The sequence below is a fragment of the Microbacterium sp. PRC9 genome, assembly GCF_031844125.1.
Lineage (GTDB): Bacteria > Actinomycetota > Actinomycetes > Actinomycetales > Microbacteriaceae > Microbacterium.
The window spans coordinates 146,066-164,165 of sequence record NZ_JAUZUR010000006.1; the positions used below are offsets into that span (position 1 = coordinate 146,066).

Annotated in this window: 20 protein-coding genes and 1 tRNA gene; 6 read left to right on the plus strand and 15 right to left on the minus strand. The window is 71.9% G+C overall.

What is annotated here, in order from left to right:
* Positions 1-5: 5 nt before the first annotated feature.
* From Q9R33_RS14520 to Q9R33_RS14540, 5 genes are read right to left on the minus strand one after another with little or no spacing between them, the layout of a single operon-like run.
* The gene (locus Q9R33_RS14520) at positions 6-968 is read right to left on the minus strand and encodes a WYL domain-containing protein (RefSeq protein ID WP_311294211.1); all 963 of its coding nucleotides are present in this window, start codon (positions 966-968) and stop codon (positions 6-8) included.
* Positions 965-1,960 (minus strand): WYL domain-containing protein, encoded by a 996-nt coding sequence (locus Q9R33_RS14525; RefSeq protein ID WP_310290634.1) that lies wholly within the window; start codon positions 1,958-1,960, stop codon positions 965-967. The genes Q9R33_RS14520 and Q9R33_RS14525 overlap by 4 nt, the downstream gene beginning before the upstream one ends.
* Positions 1,961-2,003: 43 nt before the next feature.
* Positions 2,004-2,969: an FKBP-type peptidyl-prolyl cis-trans isomerase gene (locus Q9R33_RS14530; protein WP_310246397.1), complete on the minus strand. Its 966-nt coding sequence runs from the start codon at positions 2,967-2,969 to the stop codon at positions 2,004-2,006.
* 9 nt (positions 2,970-2,978) lie between these two features.
* Positions 2,979-4,007, minus strand: a complete 1,029-nt coding sequence (locus Q9R33_RS14535) for a tRNA (adenine-N1)-methyltransferase (protein WP_056367206.1) — start codon at positions 4,005-4,007, stop codon at positions 2,979-2,981.
* Entirely contained in the window at positions 4,004-4,711 is a 708-nt protein-coding gene (locus Q9R33_RS14540) for an HAD family phosphatase (RefSeq protein WP_311294212.1), read from the minus strand. Before Q9R33_RS14540 ends, Q9R33_RS14535 begins: the two co-directional genes overlap by 4 nt.
* 92 nt (positions 4,712-4,803) lie before the next feature.
* Between Q9R33_RS14540 and Q9R33_RS14545 the strand changes: the two genes are divergently transcribed.
* Complete coding sequence (locus Q9R33_RS14545) at positions 4,804-5,679, plus strand: PAC2 family protein (protein ID WP_310246389.1); 876 nt, start codon at positions 4,804-4,806, stop codon at positions 5,677-5,679.
* Positions 5,680-5,698: 19 nt separating this feature from the next.
* Here Q9R33_RS14545 and Q9R33_RS14550 read toward each other — a convergent pair whose 3' ends face one another.
* The 5 genes from Q9R33_RS14550 to Q9R33_RS14570 form a co-directional block, all read right to left on the minus strand.
* On the minus strand, positions 5,699-6,520 hold the full coding sequence (locus Q9R33_RS14550) for an undecaprenyl-diphosphate phosphatase (protein ID WP_310246386.1): 822 nt from the start codon (positions 6,518-6,520) through the stop codon (positions 5,699-5,701).
* A 59-nt stretch (positions 6,521-6,579) separates the two neighbouring features.
* Complete coding sequence (locus tag Q9R33_RS14555; RefSeq protein ID WP_310246383.1) at positions 6,580-7,881, minus strand: M20/M25/M40 family metallo-hydrolase; 1,302 nt, start codon at positions 7,879-7,881, stop codon at positions 6,580-6,582.
* 118 nt (positions 7,882-7,999) lie between these two features.
* Positions 8,000-8,084 (minus strand) — tRNA-Leu (locus Q9R33_RS14560).
* Positions 8,085-8,165: 81 nt separating this feature from the next.
* Entirely contained in the window at positions 8,166-9,254 is a 1,089-nt protein-coding gene (locus Q9R33_RS14565; RefSeq protein ID WP_056367202.1) for a VIT1/CCC1 family protein, read from the minus strand.
* 150 nt (positions 9,255-9,404) lie between these two features.
* Complete coding sequence (locus Q9R33_RS14570; protein ID WP_311294374.1) at positions 9,405-11,204, minus strand: DEAD/DEAH box helicase; 1,800 nt, start codon at positions 11,202-11,204, stop codon at positions 9,405-9,407.
* Positions 11,205-11,439: 235 nt separating this feature from the next.
* Here Q9R33_RS14570 and Q9R33_RS14575 point away from each other — a divergent pair, with 235 nt between their 5' ends.
* Positions 11,440-12,300: an SGNH/GDSL hydrolase family protein gene (locus tag Q9R33_RS14575; protein ID WP_311294215.1), complete on the plus strand. Its 861-nt coding sequence runs from the start codon at positions 11,440-11,442 to the stop codon at positions 12,298-12,300.
* A gap of 1 nt (position 12,301) precedes the next feature.
* Complete coding sequence (locus Q9R33_RS14580; RefSeq protein ID WP_311294216.1) at positions 12,302-12,991, plus strand: SDR family oxidoreductase; 690 nt, start codon at positions 12,302-12,304, stop codon at positions 12,989-12,991.
* Between the two features lie 25 nt (positions 12,992-13,016).
* Here the strand turns inward: Q9R33_RS14580 and Q9R33_RS14585 are convergent, their stop codons facing one another.
* Positions 13,017-13,820 (minus strand): RNA methyltransferase, encoded by an 804-nt coding sequence (locus tag Q9R33_RS14585; protein WP_311294217.1) that lies wholly within the window; start codon positions 13,818-13,820, stop codon positions 13,017-13,019.
* Between the two features lie 23 nt (positions 13,821-13,843).
* Entirely contained in the window at positions 13,844-14,617 is a 774-nt protein-coding gene (locus Q9R33_RS14590) for a methyltransferase domain-containing protein (protein ID WP_235560142.1), read from the minus strand.
* Positions 14,618-14,719: 102 nt separating this feature from the next.
* Here Q9R33_RS14590 and Q9R33_RS14595 point away from each other — a divergent pair, with 102 nt between their 5' ends.
* The 3 genes from Q9R33_RS14595 to Q9R33_RS14605 are packed head-to-tail and all read left to right on the plus strand — an operon-like array spanning position 14,720 to position 16,588.
* Entirely contained in the window at positions 14,720-15,553 is an 834-nt protein-coding gene (locus tag Q9R33_RS14595) for a Sir2 family NAD-dependent protein deacetylase (protein WP_056367198.1), read from the plus strand.
* 38 nt (positions 15,554-15,591) lie between these two features.
* On the plus strand, positions 15,592-16,197 hold the full coding sequence (locus Q9R33_RS14600; protein WP_056367197.1) for a histidine phosphatase family protein: 606 nt from the start codon (positions 15,592-15,594) through the stop codon (positions 16,195-16,197).
* A 10-nt stretch (positions 16,198-16,207) separates the two neighbouring features.
* Entirely contained in the window at positions 16,208-16,588 is a 381-nt protein-coding gene (locus Q9R33_RS14605) for a hypothetical protein (RefSeq protein ID WP_311294218.1), read from the plus strand.
* Here the strand turns inward: Q9R33_RS14605 and Q9R33_RS14610 are convergent.
* The 3 genes from Q9R33_RS14610 to Q9R33_RS14620 are packed head-to-tail and all read right to left on the minus strand — an operon-like array spanning position 16,570 to position 18,097.
* Positions 16,570-16,767, minus strand: coding sequence for a hypothetical protein (locus Q9R33_RS14610; RefSeq protein WP_311294219.1), 198 nt, complete (start codon positions 16,765-16,767; stop codon positions 16,570-16,572). The two genes, Q9R33_RS14605 and Q9R33_RS14610, sit on opposite strands and share 19 nt — an antisense overlap.
* Complete coding sequence (locus Q9R33_RS14615) at positions 16,764-17,573, minus strand: CoA ester lyase (protein WP_311294220.1); 810 nt, start codon at positions 17,571-17,573, stop codon at positions 16,764-16,766. The genes Q9R33_RS14610 and Q9R33_RS14615 overlap by 4 nt, the downstream gene beginning before the upstream one ends.
* Positions 17,570-18,097 (minus strand): MaoC family dehydratase, encoded by a 528-nt coding sequence (locus tag Q9R33_RS14620; RefSeq protein ID WP_311294221.1) that lies wholly within the window; start codon positions 18,095-18,097, stop codon positions 17,570-17,572. Before Q9R33_RS14620 ends, Q9R33_RS14615 begins: the two co-directional genes overlap by 4 nt.
* Positions 18,098-18,100: the final 3 nt, after the last annotated feature.

Here is an 18,100-nt window from a genome sequence, read left to right on the forward strand (position 1 = left end):
CGTCGTCACCGGTATTGCGCCAAGCCCGCGTCGGCCCAATCGGCGACGGCGCGGCGTGCGGCGACGGGCTCGAACACCTCCACGAGGCCGCCACGGCGCGCCGCCAGGCGGCGGAGGCTGAGCTCGTCGGCGACGCGCATGGTCGCGACCGTGACGCCGTCGGCGGTCTCGAGGGCCGCGCGGTCGAGGTAGTCGCCGACGAGCGGCGCGACGTCTTCGGCGAAGCGGATGCGCGCGACCACGTCGCCCGCGTCGGTGTCGAACCAGTCAGGGGCCTGTTCGCCCGCGTGCGTGCTCGGGATGCCGGTCAGCTCGAGGTCGCTGACGCGGTCGAGGTGGAACGTGCGCATCGCCTCACGGAGGTGGCACCAGCCCTGCAGATACCACTGCCCGCTCGCGATGTGCACCTTCACCGGGTCGACGGTACGCGTCGTGGGCGCAGCGTCCGGCGCCTTGTAGGTGAACGAGACGGCCACTCCGCGCCGCAGCGCGTCGGACACGAGGTCACGCACGGCGTCGACGGGCTCCGTCGCGAGGATCACCTCGGCCGGGATCCCCGAGGCCCCCCGCGCGAGCTTCGCGAGCAGCCCGGCGTAGAGCGCGGTGTCGCCCACTCCGGGGATCGACCGCGCCAGCTGCAGACCCGCGAGGAGGGCGGCCGCCTCGCGCGCCGTGAGCTTGGGCGCCCGCTCGAGCCCGACGGAGTTCGTGATGACGATGAGGTCGCGCTCGTCGAGCAGGTCCCAGTCGATGTCGAACAGGTCGTTCGCCATCTGCCAGTACCCGCGGTCGCCGGGCAGCCCGATCACGGTGAGCTTCTCGACCATCGAGCGCATCTGCTCGGCCGAGACGTCGAACTCGTCGGCCGCCTCGGCGAGCGAAACCTCGCCCTTGCCGATCAGGTACGGCACGAGCTGGAGCATGAGGGCCGCGCGATCGGTCGCGACGAGCTGGCGGCGGACGCTCATGAGTTCCCTCCGTGGAGGTCGCGGGTCGCGGCGAGCCGGTCGATGACGCGATCGCGCAGGTCCGCAGGCTCGACGACCCGCACTTCGGGGCCGTAGGAGGCGAGCTCGTCGGCGAAGATGTGCACGTCGACGTACGGCACGCGGATCCCCTGCTCGGCCGGCTGCGCGCGGCGTGCGAGGCGAAGCGCCGCCTCGGTGCCGGGGTTGACCTCCAGCAGCGCCGAGTTGCGCGCGGCGACCTCGTCGAGGCCCGCGAGCGCCCGGTCGCCTGCACCTTCGCGCAACGCAGGGTCGAAGGATGCCCGGGTGACGGCGACCGGCCCGACGATGCGGGCGAGGAGGAACGTGCGGTCCTCGCGGACGTCGAGGTCGATGCCGAACACGTGCCACCGGCCCTCGTACTCGACGAGGGCGAGCGGCTGCACCCGCCGGGTGCGCGGTGCGGCCTCCCCCGGCTTGAGATAGGGGAAGGTGACGACCCGGCTCGACTCGATCGCCTGCTGCAGCGCCGGGAACGCGGGGTCGCGCAGGCTCAGGCGCGGCGAGAACCCGATGATCGGCTCGTCGACCAGGTCGCCGAGGGCGCGGATCTTGCGCAGGCCGCTGCGGGCGTCGTCCGACAGGGAGCTCTCGCTCCACACCCCGCCGGCGAGGGTCAGCAGCGCCAGCTCGGCCGGGGTGAACTCGATGTCCTCCGGCAGCTCGTACTCGGCGCTCGGCACGCGGTACCGCGCCTCGCGGAGGTCGTCGGGGTCTGCCCAGTCGCCGATCGTCTCGATCGGAACCCCGAGGCCCCGCAGCGACTCCTTGTCGCGCTCGAACATCTTCTCGAGCGCATCCTTCGACGCGCCGGCCTCGCTCTGCTCGCGGTAGCCCGCGACCGAGGTCAGGATGGTGTCCTTCGTGAGACCCTGATCGGTCGCGATGAGCGCCACCACGAGGTTCACGAGACGCTCCTCGGGCGGGATCTTCGCGGCGGCAGTGGCAGGCACCCGCCTATCCTATGGCCGCCCGCGTCGGGGTCGTCGAACCCCGCTACTGCGCCGGCACCGCGTCGAGGCCGAGGATGTCGATCACGAAGACCAGCGTCGAGCCGGCCGGGATGCCGCCCTGCGCCTGGTCGCGGTAGCCCTGGTCGGGCGGCACGACGACCATGACCTGCGAGCCGACGGTCTGCCCCTCGAGCGCCTGCGCGAACCCGGGCACGACGCCGTCGAGGGTGAGCGATGCCGGCTCGCCGTCCCACGTCGTGTCGAAGGGCTCGTTCTCGCCCCACACCACGCCGGTGTAGTGGACGCGCACCGGCTGGTCCCCGGTGACCTTCTCACCGTCGCCCTTCTTGAGCGTCTGGATCGTCACGTCGTCCGGCGCGGCGCCGTCGGGGATGATGAGGCCCGGGCGCCCATCGGGCGCACGAACGACGCTGGGCAGCCCGAATCCGCTGTTGAACTGGTTCTGGCCGTCGGCGGCCGCGAGGTACACCTTGCGGAGGTCGATGACCGCGACGAGGGCGTCTCCGTCGTCGAGGCCGGCCTGTTCGGCGACGCCGTCGGCGAGGTCGTCGGACGACAGCGCGACAGCGACGCGGGACCCCTCGGTGGCGCAGTGCAGCGCGTCCTCGAAGCCCGGGAAGTTGGCGAACTGCGCGACCGAGCCCACCCGCGACATGTCGCCGTCGTACGGGGTCGCGGCGAGCTTCTCGCCGGTCGTGCCGCTGAACAGCGCGACATCGAGCACGAGCGGCTGGTTGACGGAGGTGACGGCGGTGCCCTCACCCGTCACCACGTCCTCGTAGGCGAGCTCCGGAGCCTTCACCGGCGTGTACAGGTCGACCGTCGGCTCGTCCTCGGTGTCGCCCGTGACGGTGATGAGGTCCATCACGTCGGGGTTCGACACCTCGGGACGCGAGCAGTCTGACGCGGACGCGCCGGGCAGCGAGCATCCGGCCAGGCCGACGGTCACGAGTCCCAGGACAACCAGGGCAACGGGGATCTTGCGCACCGGGCTAGTTTAGGCGGACTCGTCGGGCGCGTCGGACCGTCCGGCCGCCTGGCGCGCGCCCTCGGCGGCGCGCTCGGCCTCCCGGACGCGCTTGCGCAGGTTCTTGTCGGTGATCTGACGGTCGCCGACGGCGCCGGGTGTCCACAGCTCCACGTCCTCGTCGCCGTAGCTCGACTTCGACGCCCGGCGCTTCACCTCGGGCGGTACGGCTCCGGGCGCGAGCCGTCGCGCCCACACGAGGAAGCCGGTGTGCGCGATCATGCGGTGGTCGGGGCGCACAGCGAGGCCCTCGACGTGCCAACCGCGCACCATGGTCTCGTTCGCATCGGGCTCGGTGAACAGCCCGGTCCCGCGGATGTACTCCGCGACGCGGCTGAGCTGGGTCGCCGTCGCGACGTAGCAGACCACGACGCCGCCCGGCGTGAGCGCCTCGGCCACGGCATCGATGCACTCCCAGGGCGCGAGCATGTCGAGCACGACACGATCGACGGATGCCTCGGCCACCGTGTCGTTGAGCTCCTCGGCGAGGTCGCCCACGACCACGTCCCAGTTCGCCGGCACGTGCCCGGTGAAGGTCTCGACATTCGCCCGCGCGACCGCGGCGAAGTCATCGCGGCGCTCGAAGGAGACGAGCCGCCCCTCGCTGCCGATCGCGCGGAGGAGCCAGAGCGACAGCGCTCCCGAGCCCACACCGGCCTCGACGACCGTGGCACCGGGGAAGATGTCGGCCTCGGCGAGGATCTGCGCGGCGTCCTTCGGGTACACGATGGCCGCGCCACGCGGCATCGACATCACGAAGTCCCGCAGCAGCGGGCGCAGCGCCAGGTATTCGTGCCCGCCGCTGTTCGCGACGACGGACCCGTCGGGCTGCCCCACCAGCTGCGAGTGGCGCAGCACTCCGTGGTGGGTGTGCAGCTCGCCGCCCTCGCGCAGCGTGATGGTGTGCAGGCGGCCCTTGGGCCCCGTGAGCTGCACGCGGTCGCCGAGGCGGAAGGGGCCGCTCGGGCGCCCGCCGGCGAGTTCCTGGTCGTCGGTCATCGGGAGGTCTCCTCGGCGGGGTGCGGGGCGTGGACGCGGGCGCGGTGCGCGGCATGGAACTCGGCGACGTCGACGGCCGTGCGTCCTTCGAGGCTCTCCCAGAGCGTGTGCGCGCCGGCGCCGGTGAGCGACACCATGAGCGGCACGCCGATGACCGATGCGCCCGAGGCGACGGCGGAGCGAAGCCCGTTGGGCGAGTCCTCGATGGCGACGACCTCGTCGGGCGTGACGCCGAGCGCCTCGCACGCCTGCAGATAGGGGTCGGGGAAGGGCTTCGGCCTCGTGGCGTCGTCGCCCGCGACGACGACGTCGAACGCGTCGAAGTCGATGAGGTCGACGACCGTCTGCGCCATGCGGCGCATCGACATCGTCACGAGTCCCGTCTTGACGCCGGCCTCGCGCAGGCTCGCGAGCAGCTCGCGGGCGCCGGGGCGGAAGGGGACGCCCGTGGCGGACAGCTGACGCATGACGTCCTCGGTGAGGTGGTCGATGATCGCGTCGGTGCTCATGCGCACGCCGGTGCCCTGCAGGATCCGGGCGGAGTCCTCGAGGCCGAGGCCGACCAGTCCGAGCGCCTGCTCGTGGGACCACGTCCCGCCGTAGCTCTCGATGAGGGGCGTCTCCGCCGCCATCCAGTAGGGCTCGGTGTCGACGAGGGTGCCGTCCATGTCCCACAGGACGGCGGCGAGTCGGGGCGCATTCACCGTGCAATCCTACCGAGGGGTCTCCGGCCCTCCGTGGGGGCGGGGGCATATCCTGGAAGGAACCCGCAGCGGATGCGGGTGAAGGGGGTCTCGTGGACGGACTGGGTCGTCGTGTTCTCGTCGCAGCGTTCGACGGCTGGAACGACGCGGGCGAAGCCGCGTCTTCCGCGATCACGCAGCTGCGCGAGGGCGGCTCCTACGAGACGGTGTTCTCGGTCGATCCCGAGCTCTACTTCGACTACCAGTACACGCGTCCGCACATCGCCGCGGACGGCGACGGCCGTCGCACGCTCCGCTGGCCCGAGGCCACGCTGCTGCGCCCGGCGCAGGCGACGCGCGGCACCCAGCTGTGGCTGCTGACCGGCGTGGAGCCCGCCCGCGCGTGGCAGGCGTTCTCGTCGGAGTTCATCGACATCGCCCTCCGCGAGGACATCACCGGGTTCGTCGCGATCGGCTCGATGATGTCGGACGTGCCGCACACCCGGCCCATCTCGGTCTTCTCCGGCAGCGACAACGAGAACCTGCGCACTGCGCTCGAGCTCGAGCGCAGCACCTACGAGGGTCCCGTCGGCATCCTCAGCGTCCTCGGCGACGCCGCCGAGCGCGCCGGGATCCCGACCGCGAGCCTGTGGGCGAGCGTGCCGCACTACGTCGCCGGGCACACGCCGTCGCCGAAGGCGACCCTGGCGCTCCTCGACCGGCTCGAGGACCTCACCGGGGCTGCTGTCCCCCGCGGCGATCTCGCCACGGAGGCAGCGGCATGGGAGGCCTCCATCGACGCGGCCGCGGCCGACGACGAGGAGATGACCGAGTACATCCACCAGCTCGAGCGCACGCGCGACACGTGGGACTCCCCCGAGGCCTCGGGCGACGCGATCGCGCAGGAGTTCGAGCGGTACCTGCGCCGCACCGACGGCAAGCCGGGCGACGGGCCGAGCAAGCCCGGCCGCGACGACCCGCGCCGCTGAGCGGCATCCGTCCCCCGCGTCAAGGGTTGATGACGCCCATGCTCAGCAGCACCAGCAGGAGTGAGCCGACCGCGACGCGGTAGACCACGAACGGCAGGAAGCTGTGCTTGGAGATCCAGTTCATGAAGAACGCGATCACGCCGAGCGCGACGACGAATGCGACGGCCGTCGCCACCGCGGTCTCGCCGAGGGTGAACACGCCCGGCTCGTCGAGGCTCTTGACCAGCTGGAAGAAGCCGCTGCCGAAGACTGCCGGGATCGCGAGCAGGAACGCGTAGCGCGCCGCGGCGGCCCGCTCGTAGCCCATGAAGAGGCCGGCGGTGATGGTTCCGCCGGACCGCGAAACGCCCGGGATCAGGGCGAGCGACTGCGCGAAACCGTAGATCACGCCGTGGCCGACCGTGATGTCCTGCAGCTTGCGCTTCTTGGCGCCGACGTGGTCGGCGATGCCGAGCAGAACGCCGAAGAAGATCAGCATGCCGGCCGTGATCCAGAGCGATCGCAGCACGGTCTCGATCTGGTCCTGGAACAGCAGGCCGAGCACCACGATCGGGATCGAGCCGACGATGATGAGCCAGCCGAGCTTCGCGTCGGGGTCGTTGCGCGGGATGCGGCCGAACAGCGCCCGGAACCAGTGCCCGATGATCCGCACGATGTCGCGCCAGAAGAAGACCACGACGGCCGCCTCGGTGCCGATCTGCGTGATCGCGGTGAACGCGGCGCCCGGGTCCTCTGCCGACGGCAGGAACTCGCCGAGGATGCGCAGGTGAGCGCTCGACGAGATCGGCAGGAATTCGGTCAGTCCCTGGACGAACCCGAGGATGATCGCTTCGAGAAGCATGGGCGCCTTTCAGCCGTGCGGTGACGGATGCCGGGGGGGGCGAGGCATCCGCCGACGAATCAGTAGGTGCGGAGCAGATCGGTGAGGACAGCCTGGCCGAAGACCAGGGCGTCGATGGGCACGCGCTCGTCGACGCCGTGGAACATGCCCGTGAAGTCGAGGTCCGACGGCAGGCGCAGCGGCGCGAAGCCGTAGCCGGCGATGCCGAGCGCCGCGAGCGCCTTGTTGTCGGTCCCGCCGCCCATCAGGTACGGCACGACAGGTGCGCCAGGATCGTGACGGCCGAGCGCCGCGACCATGGCGTCGACGAGGTCGCCCGAGAACGGGACCTCGAGTCCGATGTCCTGGTGGACGATCTCGACCTCCACGCCGTCGCCGACGATGCGGCGGATGTCGGCGAGAGTCGCGTCCTCGGTGCCGGGAAGCGTCCGGACGTCGATGAGCGCCTCGGCCCGGTCGGGGATCACGTTGTGCTTGTAGCCGGCCACGAGACCGGTCGGGTTGGTGGTGGTGCGCAGCGTCGAGCGGAGGAATCCGGATGCTGCGCCGGTGGCTGCCGCGACGGCGTCGGGGTCGCCCGCGGACTGGCCGGTGAGCTCCGCGAGTCGCTCGCTCATCTCGCGCGAGGTGTCGGTGAGCGTCACGGGCCACGCGGTGCGCCCGAGCGCCGCGACGGCCTCGGCGAGCCTCGTCACGGCGTTCTCGTCGTGCAGCTTGGACCCGTGCGCGGCGCGGCCGCGTGCGACGAGGCGGATCCAGATGAGGGCCTTCTCCCCCACCTGCAGGAGGTACGCATGGCGGTCGCCGATCGGGATCGAGTAGCCGCCGACCTCGCTGATCGCCTCGGTGGCGCCGGCGAACCACTCGGGGCGATCGCGGACCACGAGAGCGGACCCCTCGACGCCGCCGTTCTCCTCGTCGGCGAAGAACGCCAGGACGAGGTCGCGCTCAGGCTGCTCGCCGGCGCGGAGGATGTCGGCGACCGACGTCAGGATCATGGCGTCCATGTCCTTCATGTCGACGGCGCCGCGGCCCCACAGCATCCCGTCCTTCACGATGCCCGCGAAGGGGTCGACGCTCCAGTCGTCGGCGATCGCCGGAACCACGTCCAGGTGGCCGTGCAGCACGAGCGCGGGCTTGTCGCGGTTGCGGCCGGGAACCCTCGCCATCACGTTGGTGCGGCGCGGGAGGGGCTCGTAGAACTCCGGCTCCAGGCCCAGCGTCTCGAGGTAGGCGCCGACGTACTCCGCGGCCTCCCGCTCGCCGGCGGCGCGGCCGCCGCCGTGATTCGTGGTGTCGAAGCGGATCAGATCCCGCGCGAGCGCGGCGACCTCCGGAAGTCCGGGATCGGATGAAGGCATGGGCTCAAACCTACCGGTCACTCGTTTCCCGTCCGTTTCCGCGAGGAGCGCGCGACACCGAAGGACTCAGGGTCCGCAACGACGAAAGAAGGCCCCCTTTCGGGGGCCTTCTTCACTGTGCGCGAGGGGGGACTTGAACCCCCACGCCCTATACGGGCACTAGCACCTCAAGCTAGCGCGTCTACCTATTCCGCCACCCGCGCAGGTGGTTTTCGGTTTCGCAACCGAGGAATGACATTACCACGTCACCGGAGGTTCAACGAATCGGCGGACGCCCGGGCGCGTCATCCCATCGAAACGCCGAACAGCAGGCCGAGGACGTACGTCACCGCGGCGGCGCCGAAGCCGATCGCGAGCTGACGGAGCGCGCGCTTGAGCGGCGGTGCGCCCGACAGCAGGCCCACCGCGGCACCGGTCGACATCAGCGCGATCCCGACCAGCACGAGCGCCACGACGACGGCGGTGAGGCCGGACAGGCCGAAGATCCACGGCAGTACCGGGATGATCGCGCCGGACGCGAAGAACAGGAAGCTCGACAGCGCGGCGGCCCAGGCGCTTCCCACGACCTCTTCGTGGTCGGCGACCGAGATCGGGCCGGTGTCGGTGCGTCCCTGACCCAGCGCGTGCGCGGCCTCGACGACGCGGCGGGCGCGCGCGGACGCCTCGGCCTCCGGCATCCCGCGGGTCCGATAGACGAGCGCCAGCTCGTTGGCGTCGATGTCGAGGTGCGGGATCGCGCCGTCGGCGTAGTCGCTCGGCTCCGTGGCCGCCAGCAGCTCCCGCTGGGAGCGGACCGACACGAACTCCCCCGCACCCATCGACAGCGCGCCGGCGAGCAGGCCCGCGATGCCGCTGAAGAGCACGAACTGGCTCGACACCCCGGTGGCGCCGATGCCCATGACGAGCGCGAGGTTCGAGACGAGGCCGTCGTTCGCGCCGAAGACCGCCGCGCGGAACGTGCCCGACAGGCGACGGCGTCCGCGAGCGGCGAGCCCGCGCACGACCTCGTGGTGGATCCGCTCGTCCGCCGCCATCGTCGGGGTCGCGAACGGCTCGTCGTCGTAGGGCGAGCGGGCCTCGGCGTTCTGAGCGAGAGCCAGCACGAAGATCGAGCCGAACCGCTTGGCCATCCAGCCGAGCATGCGGGTGCGGACGTCGGCCTGCGGCAGTCGTGCCGGCTCGCTGCCCAGCAGCTGCAGCCAGTGCGCCTCATGGCGCCCCTCGGCCTCGGCGAGCGCGAGCAGGATCTCGCGCTCCTCCCCCGTGCGGCGCCCCGCGAGCTCGCGGTAGACGTGCGCCTCCGCCCGCTCGTTGACGAGGTACCGCGCCCAGCGGCGTCGATCGCGGTCGGTCGGTGCGGCGGGCGTGCTCACTCGGTCCTCCAGTCAGGGGTGCGGGACCCGTCAACGCTAGCCACCGCCCGGGGCACCGCCGGCCCAGAACCGAGGATTGCCAGCATTTCGGGGTTCCGAACCTCACCGGCCCTCGAGGGCGCCGCGCAGCCCGAGCTCGAGCGCCGGGAGTCAGGAGCGGACGCGCTTGCGCAGCACGTCGATGCGCGACTGCAGCTGGGTCACCGTGGCATGCGACACGGCGGGGCCTCCGCAGATCCGGCGCAGCTCGGCGTGCACGAGGCCGTGGGCCTCCCCCGTCTGGCGGGCGTAGAGGCCGACGAGGCTGTTGAGGAGCTGGCGCTGCTCCTTGAGCGTGCGGTGCAGCGCCTGGGGCAGCGCGGGCTCCTCCGCAGGCTCCGTCGCCTCCTGCGCCTCGCGCGCGGTGCGGTGCCGCGACTGGCGTGAGACCCGCGACATCAGGACGTCGTGCACCTGGTCGGGTTCGAGCAGGCCCGGGATGCCCAGGAACTCCTCCTCCTCGGGGGTGCCCGGAACGGCGAGCTGGCCGAACTCCTGGCCGTCGAAGAGCACCCGGTCGAAGTGCGCGAGCGAACCCAGGGCCTGATATGAGAACTCCTCCTCGAGCGCGTCGGAAGCCTTGTCCTCGCGCTCGGCGGCGTTCATCAGGTCTTCTTCGGCGTTCCACTCGTCCTCGCCGTCGGAGTCGCGGTCCAGCGCGTGGTCGCGCTGCCGCTCCATCTCGTTCGCGAGGGCGAGCAGCTGCGGCACGTTGGGCAGGAACACGCTCGCGGTCTCACCGCGACGGCGCGCGCGCACGAAGCGCCCGATGGCCTGCGCGAAGAACAGCGGCGTCGAGGCGCTCGTCGCGTACACGCCGACGGCGAGGCGCGGCACGTCGACGCCCTCCGACACCATGCGCACGGCGACCATCCAGCGGCTCGTCGAGGTCGAGAACTCCTCGATGCGGCTCGACGCCTCGGCCTCGTCCGACAGCACGACGGTCGGCGCCTCGCCGCTGATGTCGTGCAGGATCGCGGCGTAGGCGCGCGCGGCCGTCTGATCCGTCGCGATCACCAGGCCGCCGGCATCCGGAACGTGCTCGCGCACTTCGGTGAGCCGGCGGTCGGCCGACCGCAGCACGGCGGGGATCCAGTCGCCTTCGGGGTCGAGCGCGGTGCGCCAGGCCTGCGAGGTGATGTCCTTGGTGTTGTCCTGGCCGAGCTGCGCCTCCATCTCCTCGCCGGTCTTGGTGCGCCAGCGCATCTGCCCGGCGTAGACCATGAAGAGAACGGGACGCACGACGCCGTCTTCGAGCGCACGGCGGTAGCCGTAGGCGTAGTCGGTGCGCGAGACCCGGATGCCCTTGGCGTCGGGGTGGTACTCGACGAACGGGATGGGCGCGGTGTCGCTGCGGAACGGGGTTCCGCTGAGCAGCAGCCGGCGGGTCGCCCGCGCGTAGGCCTCGCGCAGGGCGTCGCCCCAACTCAGCGCGTCGCCGCCGTGGTGCACCTCGTCGAGGATCACGAGCGTCTTCGCGTCCATCGTGAGCCGCTGATGGACGGATGCCTTGACCGCGACCTGCGCGTACGTCACGGCGACGCCGTGGTACTGGCGGGCGGGCGCGAAATGGCGGTTGCTGAAGGCGGGGTCGAGGCGGATGCCCACCCGCGCGGCCGCGTCTGCCCACTGCGTCTTGAGGTGCTCCGTGGGAGCGACGACGACGATGCGGTCGACGACACGCCGCCGCAGCAGCTCGCTCGCGAGACGGAGGGCGAACGTCGTCTTGCCGGCGCCCGGGGTGGCCGCCGCGAGGAAGTCGCGGGGTCCGCCGCCTGGGCCGTCGGGGCCATCCAGTCCGAAGTAGAGGTCGAGCGCCTCTGCCTGCCACGCCCGCAGCCGCTGCGCGGTTCCCCAGGGGGCGCGCTGCGGGTACGTCGGTGAGAGGTGCTCCGCGGCGAAGCTGCCGATGTGCGCTTCGGCGCCGTGCGGGCCGGTGGTGAGACGGCCGTCGGATGCCGATTCCGTGAGGGGGTGCTCGGGGAGGGCGGGCGGCGATTCGATCGTCGTTTCGTCCGTCACCGATCACACCTCCCCCGTAGACAACGAGTCACCACGATAGACGACCCGCACGACATCGCGGGCCGGTGCGTCACCCCGCCGCGATAGCCTGACTGTCGGTCACAAGCCGAGGAACGGAAGAGCGATGTCCACGAGAGAAGATCCCCGAAGCCCGTACGTCGCGAACGTCCAGCCGCACCCGTGGCGCCGCTACGTCGCGATCGGCGACTCGTTCACAGAGGGCGTGGGCGACCCCGAGCCGTCGGCCCCGAACGGGTTCCGCGGCTGGGCGGACCGCGTCGCCGAGGTGCTCTCGGAGCAGGTCGACGACTTCGCCTACGCCAATCTCGCGATCCGCGGGCGCCTCATCGGCCAGATCGTCGACGAACAGGTGGCGCCGGCGATCGCCCTCAAGCCCGACCTCGTGACCTTCTCGGCCGGCGGCAACGACGTCATCCGGCCCAATGGCGACCCCGACCGTGTCGCACAGCGCTTCGAGGACGCCGTCGTGCGCCTCTCCCGCGACGGTGCGACCGTCGTGGTCTTCACCGGCATCGACACGGCGTTCACGCCCGTGTTCCGGGGCATCCGCGGCAAGGTCGCCATCTACAACGAGAACATCCGCGCGATCGCCGACAAGTACGACTGCATCGTCGCCGACCAGTGGGCGCTCAAAGAGGTGCAGGACATGCGCTTCTTCGACGATGACCGCCTGCATTACAACGCGCTCGGCCACCACGAGGTCGCGCGCATGGTGCTGCGCGCTCTGAACGTGCCGAACGACCTCCAGCCGATGCAGCCCGATCCGCTGCCGCTGCGCACGTGGCGCGAAGCGCGGGCGGTCGACGTCATGTGGGCGCGCGAATACCTCGTGCCGTGGGTGCTGCGGCGCCTTCGCCACCAGTCTTCCGGCGACGAGGTCACGGCGAAGCGACCCGACCCGCTGCCGGTGATCACGATCGTCCCGGGGCCGGACCCCGCGGCGCCGCGCGGCGAGGAGGCCTGACGTGGCGACGCACCTCGTCACCGGTGCCGGTTCGGGCATCGGAGCCGCGCTGACGGAGCGCCTCGCCGCCCGCGGCGACGACCTGTGGCTGCTCGCACGGGACGCGGGCCGTGCGGCGCAGCTGCGACAGCGCTTCCCGGGCGCGCAGACCCTCGTCGGCGACCTCGCCGACCCCGCTCGCATGTCGTGGGCGTTCAGCCACCAGAGCGTGCCGCCGCAGCTCGACTCGCTCATCCATGTGGCCGGCGTCGTGGAGCTCGGGGCGATCGGCGAGACGCCGGTCGCGACGTGGCAGCACCAGCTCAACGTCAACGCCGTGGCCCCTGCGGAGCTCACCCGCCTCATGCTCCCCGCCCTCCGCACGGCCCGCGGACGCGTCGTGTTCGTGAACTCCGGCGCCGGCCTGCGCGTCAGCCCCGAGTGGGGTTCTTACGGCGCGAGCAAGTTCGCGGTGCGCGCCGTCGCGGATGCCCTCCGCGAGGAGGAGCGCGCGAACGGCGTGCGCGTGACCACCGTGTACCCCGGGCGCACGGCGACGCCCATGCAGGAGAAGGTCCACCAGCAGGAGGGCGCCGACTACGACGCGTCGCAGTGGATCGACCCGGCATCCGTCGCGACGGCGATCCTGGCGGCCCTCGACCTGCCCCGCGACGCCGACCTCACCGAGCTGATGGTGCGACCGGGCGCCTGACCTCGGCGACGCTGCCCGCCGCAGGTCAGTGCGCCCGCAGCTCCCACAGCGCCACCGCGCTCGCCGCGGCGACATTGAGGGAGTCGACGCCACCGGCCATCGGGATCGTGACGACGGTGTCGGCCGCCTCCAGCGCCCGGCGCGACAGCCCGTCACCCTCCGCGCCGAGCATGAGCGCGACCCGTTCCGGCCGGCGCGCGCGGAAGGCGTCGAGCGAGACAGCGGCGTCCGACAAGGCGAGCGCGGCGAGCTCGAAGCCCGAATCGTGCAGCACCGCGCGTGCTTCATCCCACTCGGGCAGCCGCGTCCACGGCACCTGGAAGACGGTGCCCATGCTCACCCGGACGCTCCGCCGATAGAGCGGGTCGGCGCATCTCGGACTCACGAGCACCGCGTCGGCGCCGAGGCCGGCGGCCGCGCGGAAGATCGCGCCCACATTGGTGTGGTCGACGATGTCCTCGAGCACGACGACGAGCCGCGCGCCCGCGACGACGTCGGCCACCGACGGGAGCTCGGGCCGGTGCATCGACGCCAGCGCGCCGCGGTGCACCGCATACCCGGTCAGGGACTCGGCGATCTCGGGGGCGACGACGTACACCGGGGTCGAGGCATCCGTCACCAGCTCCTCCACGTCGGGGAGCCACTTCTCCTGCACGAGCACCGAGCGCGGCCGATGGCCGGCCGCGATCGCGCGACCGATCACCTTCGCCGACTCGGCGATGTACAGGCCGCCCTCGGGCTCGATCACGCGCCTCAGCGCGACATCGGTGAGATCGCGGTAGTCCGCGAGGCGCTCGTCGGAGGCGTCGGTGATCTGGATCGCGTGCATCGCGTCCCATCGTCGCACGGCGCTCAGGCCGGGGTGCCGACCGCCGTCCAGGCTCGCGCCGTCACCGTGAACCCGCCGTCGCCGAGCTCGTCGCGCAGCGCCTGCTCCAGTCGCGCGACCTCGCCCCGGCCGAGGGTGGCGACGTACCGGCCGGCCGGCCCGACACCGAGGAGGAACGGATCCCACCAGTCAGCGAAGTCCGGGAACGACACCGTGCACTCGACCACCGTCTGGGTGACGTCGGCGAGGCCCGCGCGCCGGAAGATGTCGACGAGCTGCCCAGGGGCGGCGCCGCTGAGACCGGCCTCCCCGCGGACGCCGTCGTCGAGTCGGCGCGCCACACGCCAGAACGTCGAGAGCGGTCCGCCGTCGCCCGCGTGGTCCCACACGCAGGCCGAGACCCGGCCGCCCGGCGCCGTCACGCGGCCCATCTGCGTCACACCGCGCACCGGGTCCGACATGAAGTGGACGACGAGCTGAGCCAGGGTCGCCCCGAACTCTCCGTCGGCGAACGGCAGATGCTCCGCTTCGGCGACACGGACGTCCACGCCGGGGCACAGTTCCTCGGTCGCGTCGACGAACGCCGGTTCTGGGTCGGCGGCGCTGACCGCCTCAGGACCGCGACGCTTCACGAGCTCGAGGGTCAGCATCCCCGGCCCGCAGCCGACGTCCAGCAGCCGGGCGTCCGCGTCGACGCCTTCGAGCCCGACGGTCGCGAACTCGACCGCCAGCGGGGTCGAGAAACGGCCCATGAAACGCGCGTACTCCTCGGCGCTGACGCCCCCGAAGCTGCCCACGCGCTCATCCTGGCACGCGGTGCCGCTGCGTAACATCCCCGAAAACCGCGGGGCCTACACTCGACGCGAAGGGGGTGCGCCGTGACGACGATCGCGAGCGGAATGGACGCCCGGACGACGGATGCCGTGGCTCAGGCCATCGCCACGCTCTCGGGCCGGCGGATCGCCGTGCTGACCGGGGCAGGCGTCTCGACGGACTCCGGCATCCCGGACTACCGCGGGGCAGGAGCTCCGGTGCGGACCCCGATGACCGTCGAGCAGTTCCTCTCCAGCGATGCGTCGCGACGTCGCTACTGGGTCGGCAGCCACCTCGGCTGGCAGGCGTTCGCGTCCGCCGAGCCGAACCCCGGGCACCGCGCGCTCGCCGACCTCGAAGCTCGAGGACTCGCGACCGGCGTCGTCACCCAGAACGTGGACGGACTCCACGTGCGCGCCGGCAGCCGCCGCGTCGTGGAGCTCCACGGCACGATGCGCCGCATCTTCTGCACCCACTGCGGCCAGGTCTTCGACCGGCGCGACCTCGCCCGCCGCGTCGAGGACGACAACCCGTGGATCCGCGTGCCCGAGAACGTCGCACTCGGGCCCGACGGCGACGTGCTCCCCGAGAGCACCGAGGGCTTCCGCATCCCGGAATGCAGTGTGTGCGGCGGGATGCTGAAGCCCGATGTCGTCTTCTTCGGCGAGTTCATCCCCGCCGAGAAGTTCCGCGAGGCGGAGCAGCTCGTGCACACGAGCGAGGCGCTCATCGTGGCGGGGTCCTCACTCGTCGTGAACTCCGGCATCCGGCTGCTCGAGCGCGCGAGACGCCGCCGCCTGCCCGTCGTCATCGTGAACCGCGGCGCGACGCGCGCGGATGCCCGCGCGACGGTCAAGATCGACGCCGGCACCAGCGAGGTGCTGCGCGCGCTCGCCGACGGGCTGCCCTCGCTCGCCTGAGCGGCTGATGCCCAGGCGGCCCGGGTAGGGTCGACAGCATGACCGCGCTCACCCTGATCCGCCACGGCGAGACCGATTGGAACCGCGACCGGCGCATCCAGGGATCGACGGACATCCCCCTCAACGACACCGGTCGCGCACAGGCCCGCGCGACCGCGCAGGTGCTGCGCGAACGCCTCGACGGCGCTGTTCCCGTGACCGTCGTGTCGAGCGACCTGGCCCGCGCCCGCGAGACCGCGGAGATCATCGCGGCCGAGCTGGGCCTTGCGGCACCGCGGACGTATGCCGGCCTGCGCGAGCGCGCCTACGGCGAGGCGGAGGGCGTCGGCATCGACGAGTTCCGCACCCGCTGGGGCGACTGGTACACCGCAGAGGTGCCCGGCGCGGAGCCGTGGGCCGATCTGCGCGCGCGCGCCATCACGGCGCTCGGCGGTGTCGTGCGGGATCACCGCCGCGCCACCGCCCCCGCCGCGGCCTCGCTCATCGTCGTGAGCCACGGCGCGCTCATCCGCGAGGTGATGCGCCACGCGACCGCCGGCGAACTGCCGCTGGAGGGCGAGCGCCTCGCCAACGGCGCCACCCACGACTTCGTCTACGAGCGCGACCACCTCCGGCTCGTGACGTACGCGGGACTGGTGGCCTAGGCTCGGCGCCATGGCCGCGCCTGCCACCGTCGACGAGTACATCGCGGGATTCTCTCCCGAGGTCGCCGAGCGACTCACGCGCGTCCGCGCCGAGATCGTGGATGCCGTCACGGCCGCATCCGGGACGCCGCCCGAGCAGAAGGTGCGATACGGCATCGCGGCCGTCATGCTCGGCGGGCGCTACGCACTCCACTTCGCCGGCTGGAAGAAGCACATCGGCCTCTACCCGGTGCCGACTCTTCCCGAGCCGCTGGAGTCCGAGATCGGGCCCTATCGCGCCGAGAAGGACTCGGTCGTCTTCCCGCACTCGAAGGACGTGCCGTACGAGCTCGTCGGACGCGTCGCGCGCGAGATCGCGGACGAGCGCGTCCGTCAATCGCCGAACGCCTGACCTCGAGCGGCGAGCTCTTCGTCGAGGATGCGGACCGCCTTCGGCCCGACGCCGTGGATCGCCAGCAGATCGCCGCGCGTGCGCTCGGTCAGCTGGTCGTAGCGGGTGATGCCGTGCACCGCGAGTTCGCGCCGCGCGACGGTGCCGATCCGCGTGGTGAGCTCCGACTGCGTACTCATGCGTCCGCGCGAGCCAGCACGCCGCGCGCGTGGCGCAGCACCGGTTCGTCGACCATGCGCCCGTCGTACGAGAACACACCGCGCTCGCTCTCCGCGGCGGTGAGGACGGCGCGCGCCCACGCCACGGTCTTCTCATCAGGGCGGTAGGCGGCGCGGATGACGGCCACCTGGCTCGGGTGGATGCAGGCGGTGGCGCGGAAACCGGATGCCGCAGCATCCGCCGCCTCGATGGCCAGGCGCTTCGCGTCCTCGATGTCCAGGTGCACGGCGTCGATCGCCGCCTTGCCGCGCGCGGCGGCCGCGAGCAGCACGCGGGAGCGTGCGTAGCGCGCGATGTCGCGGTAGCGGCCGTTGGGTTTGCGGCTGGAGGTGCCGCAGATGCTCGCGACGAGGTCTTCGGCGCCCCACATCATGGCCACGACGTTGTCGAGCGCGGCGATGCGGTCGGCCTGGGCGACGCCCTTCGCCGTCTCGCACAGCGCGATCACCTCGAAGCGCGCGTCGATGCGCCCGATGCGCTTGGGCGACTCGGACTTCGCGACCATGATGCGCCGGTAGTCCGTCTGCGACAGCGTCGCGAGATCGGCGACGAACGCGTCGGTCTCGGGCGGGTTCACGCGCACGATCACCCGTGCCGGGTCGAGTTCGGATTCGATGAGGTGTCCGCGCGCCGCGGTCTTGTCGGCGGGCGCAACCGCGTCCTCGAGGTCGAGGATCACGGCATCGGCACGGTCGAACGCCTTTTCGTACCGCTCGGGGCGGTCGGCGGGGCAGAACAGCAGCGCGGGGCCGAGGTCGAAGCTCATCGGGTCTCCTCCGGGGTCTCGGGTGCGCACCACATCAGCGCGGTCCGGGTGGCGAGGGCGACGACCTCGCCCCGCTGGTTGCGGCCGGTGTGCCGCAGCGTCACGATCCCCTGTCCCGGTCGCGACGCCGACAGCCGCTTGTCGAGCACGTCGGTCTCGGTGTACAGGGTGTCGCCGTGGAACAGCGGCGCCGGGAACGACACGTCGGTGAGGCCGAGCTGGGCGACGAGCGTGCCCTGCGTGATCTGCGAGACGGATGCCCCGACCATCGTCGCGAGCGTCCACATCGAGTTCATGAGGCGCCGGCCGAACGGCTGCGTCTCGGAGAACGCGGCGTCCAGGTGCAGCGCCTGCGTGTTCATCGTGATCGACGAGAACACCACGTTGTCGGCCTCGGTCGCCGTGCGGCCGGGGCGATGCAGATACCGCGCCCCGACCTCGAGCTCGTCGTAGTAGAGCCCGCGCTGGATGATCTCCCGCGCTGCCCCGGCCGGGGCGTCGTCGTCGGAAGCGTCGGGGGTCACGTC